Annotated in this window: 2 protein-coding genes; both read left to right on the top strand. The window is 68.6% G+C overall.

What is annotated here, in order from left to right; genetic code table 11:
• The coding region (locus tag VA603_RS10740; RefSeq protein WP_486679293.1) for a GltB/FmdC/FwdC-like GXGXG domain-containing protein at positions 1-996 on the top strand (996 nt) is incomplete at its 5' end.
• 138 nt (positions 997-1,134) lie between these two features.
• Positions 1,135-2,122 (top strand): FAD-dependent oxidoreductase (locus tag VA603_RS10735; RefSeq protein ID WP_323438813.1); only part of this gene is annotated, 988 nt, incomplete at its 3' end.

Raw genomic sequence — 2,122 nt, 5'->3', positions numbered from 1 at the left:
GTGCGCGAGTGGCTGGCGCTGCTGGGCGCGCGTTCGCTGGACGAGATCATCGGCCGCACCGACCTGCTGGAGCAGTTGGAGGTCTCGCCGCGCGAAGGCGTCAAGGTCGACCTGTCGCGCCTGCTCGCGCCGGCGCAGTACGCAGGCTCGCACTGTGCCGCACCGCGCCTGTACCAGTCACCGGACAGCCTGGCCACGCAGATGGACGACCTGCTGGCCGACGCCATCGCGCACAAGCGCGGCGGCGAGCATCGCTTCCTGATCCACAACACCGACCGCTCGGTGGGCACGCGCCTGGCCGGCGCCATCGCCCGCGCGCATGGCAACCACGGCATGGCCGAGGCACCGCTGAACCTGCGCTTCCGCGGTACCGCCGGGCAGAGCCTGGGCGCGTTCAACGTCGATGGCCTGAACCTGGAGGTGGAAGGCGAAGCCAATGACTACGTCGGCAAGGGCATGGCCGGTGGCCGGCTGGTGGTGCGTCCGCCGCGTGGTGCGCGCTTCGAGGCCCGCAACACGGCGATCATCGGCAACACCTGCCTGTACGGCGCCACCGGCGGCGAGCTGTTTGCCGCAGGCCGTGCTGGCGAACGCTTCGGCGTGCGCAACTCCGGCGCGCTGGCGGTGATCGAAGGTGCTGGTGACCATTGCTGCGAGTACATGACCGACGGCATCGTCGCCGTGCTCGGCAAGGTCGGCCTGAACTTCGGTGCCGGCTTCACCGGCGGCCTGGCCTACGTGCTGGATATCGACCGCGATTTCGTGGACCGCTACAACCACGAGCTGATCGACATCCACCGCATCTCGGCCGAGGGCTTCGAAAGCTACCGCCAGCACCTGCACACCTTGATCGGCCGTCATCGCGAGATGACCGGCAGCATCTGGGCGCAGCAGATCCTGGACGAGTTCCGCGACTACGTCGGCAAGTTCTGGCTGGTGAAGCCCAAGGCGGCCAGCATCGAATCGCTGGCTGCGGCGCTGCGTAACGCTGCCTGATGCACTGTCCCCCTCTCCCGTGTGCGGGAGAGGGCCGGGGTGAGGGCGCTTTGAAAGCCTCCCTCATCCGCCCCTTCGGGGCACCTTCTCGCGCATGCGGGAGAAGGGCTCCTTCCCAGACATCACGAGTTCCCCACCATGAGCCGCAAGCAAGCCTTCCAGTTCCTCGACCTCCCCCGCACCATGCCGCAGCGCATCCCGGTGGAACTGCGCACGTCCGGCGACTGGGGCGAGCTGTACGGCAAGTTCGACAAGGCCGACGCGCAATACCAGGCCGGCCGCTGCCTGGACTGTGGCAACCCGTACTGCAGCTGGAAGTGCCCGGTGCACAACGCCATCCCGCAGTGGCTGCAGCTGGTGCAGGAAGACCGCATCCACGAAGCAGCCACGCTGTGCCACTCGACCAACCCGCTGCCCGAAGTCTGCGGCCGCGTCTGCCCGCAGGACCGCCTGTGCGAAGGCAGCTGCACGCTGGAGGAGTTCGGTGCGGTCACCATCGGCGCGGTGGAGAAGTACATCGTCGATACCGCACTGGCCACCGGCTGGAAGCCGGACCTGCACGCGGTGCAGCCCACCGGCAAGCGCGTGGCCATCGTCGGCGCCGGCCCGGCCGGGTTGGCCTGTGCCGACCGCCTGGCGCGTGCCGGCATCCAGGCGGTGGTGTTCGACCGCTATGAACAGATCGGTGGCCTGCTGCAATTCGGCATCCCAAGCTTCAAGCTCGACAAGAGCGTGATTGGCCGCCGCCGCGAGATCCTCGAAGGCATGGGCGTGGAGTTCCGGCTGGGCGTGGAGATCGGCCGCGACATCACCGTCGATCAACTGCAGGCCGACTACGACGCGGTGTTCCTCGGCACCGGTGCGTACCGCTACACCGATGGCGGGCTGATCGGCCAGGACCTGAAGAACGTGCTGCCGGCGTTGCCGTTCCTGGTGCAGAACAGCCGCATCGTCGGCGGCGACGATCCGCATGGCCGACCGATTGCCGGCTGGGAGGACCAGATCGCCCTGCCCGACCTCAACGGCAAGCGCGTGGTGGTGCTCGGCGGTGGCGACACCGGCATGGACTGCGTGCGCAGCGCGATCCGCCTGGGCGCGGCGCGCGTCACCTGTGCCTACCGCCGCG

The organism is Stenotrophomonas capsici, from assembly GCF_034961085.1.
GTDB lineage: Bacteria > Pseudomonadota > Gammaproteobacteria > Xanthomonadales > Xanthomonadaceae > Stenotrophomonas > Stenotrophomonas capsici.
Note: the sequence above shows the minus strand (reverse complement) of the source record. Positions and strands in the feature narration are given on the sequence as shown.